At 51.6% G+C, this 1,184-nt stretch carries 1 protein-coding gene and 1 pseudogene; both read right to left on the bottom strand.

What is annotated here, in order from left to right; all coding sequences use genetic code 11:
• The coding region (locus R7Z41_RS24055) for a DNA-directed RNA polymerase subunit alpha (RefSeq protein ID WP_318141644.1) at positions 1 to 929 on the bottom strand (929 nt) is incomplete at its 3' end.
• 25 nt (positions 930 to 954) lie between these two features.
• Positions 955 to 1,184: pseudogene (rpsD, locus tag R7Z41_RS24050) on the bottom strand (30S ribosomal protein S4); the annotation flags it as partial.

Raw genomic sequence — 1,184 nt, 5'->3', positions numbered from 1 at the left:
CGGGAAGCCAGCACGTCTTTAATCTCAGTAAGAGATTTTTTACCAAGGTTAGGCGTTTTAAGGAGCTCAACCTCGGTACGCTGTACCAGATCACCGATATAGTGGATAGCTTCTGCTTTAAGGCAGTTAGCAGAGCGGACAGTCAATTCCAGATCGTCAACAGGGCGCAGCAGGATCGGATCGAACTCTGGTTTCTCTTCTTTCACTTCAGGCTGACGTACATCACGTAAGTCAACGAAAGCTTCCAGTTGTTCAGCCAGAATGGTTGCCGCACGACGAATCGCCTCTTCAGGATCGATTGTGCCGTTGGTTTCCATTTCGATGACCAGCTTGTCCAGGTCGGTACGCTGTTCTACACGCGCTGCTTCAACATTGTAGGCAATACGCTCCACAGGGCTGTAGCATGCGTCGACCAGCAGACGGCCGATTGGGCGCTCATCTTCTTCCGAATGAATTCGGGTAGAAGCCGGCACATAACCACGACCGCGCTGAACTTTGATACGCATGCTAATAGACGCGTTCTCATCGGTCAGGTGGCAGATCACGTGCTGCGGCTTGACGATTTCGACCTCACCGTCGTGGGTGATATCGGCTGCAGTCACAGGGCCAATGCCAGATTTATTCAAGGTAAGAATAACTTCATCTTTGCCCTGAACTCTCACCGCCAGCCCTTTCAGGTTGAGCAGGATTTCCAGGATATCTTCCTGAACGCCTTCTTTGGTGCTGTACTCATGTAGTACACCATCAATCTCAACCTCGGTCACCGCGCAACCCGGCATCGATGAGAGCAGAATACGGCGCAGTGCGTTACCCAGAGTATGGCCAAAGCCACGCTCTAAAGGCTCAAGGGTCACCTTGGCGTGCGTCGAACTCACTTGCTCGATATCGACCAGGCGCGGTTTTAGAAACTCTGTCACAGAACCCTGCATTGTGTCCTCTCTTTGGTACTAAGCTTTACTTGGAGTAAAGCTCGACGATCAGGTGTTCGTGAATGTCCGCAGACAGATCAGAACGCTCCGGCTTACGCTTAAACGTACCTTCCATCTTGCCAGCATCAACTTCCAGCCAGGTTGGCTTTTCACGCTGCTCAGCCAGCTCCAGAGCGGCTTTCACGCGAGACTGCTTCTTCGCTTTCTCACGAATGCTTACAACGTCATTCGGACTAACCTGATAAGAAGCGATGT

This window comes from Vibrio sp. 1457, assembly GCF_033340195.1.
Lineage (GTDB): Bacteria > Pseudomonadota > Gammaproteobacteria > Enterobacterales > Vibrionaceae > Vibrio > Vibrio alginolyticus.
This window is presented reverse-complemented; position numbering and strand designations above follow the sequence as displayed.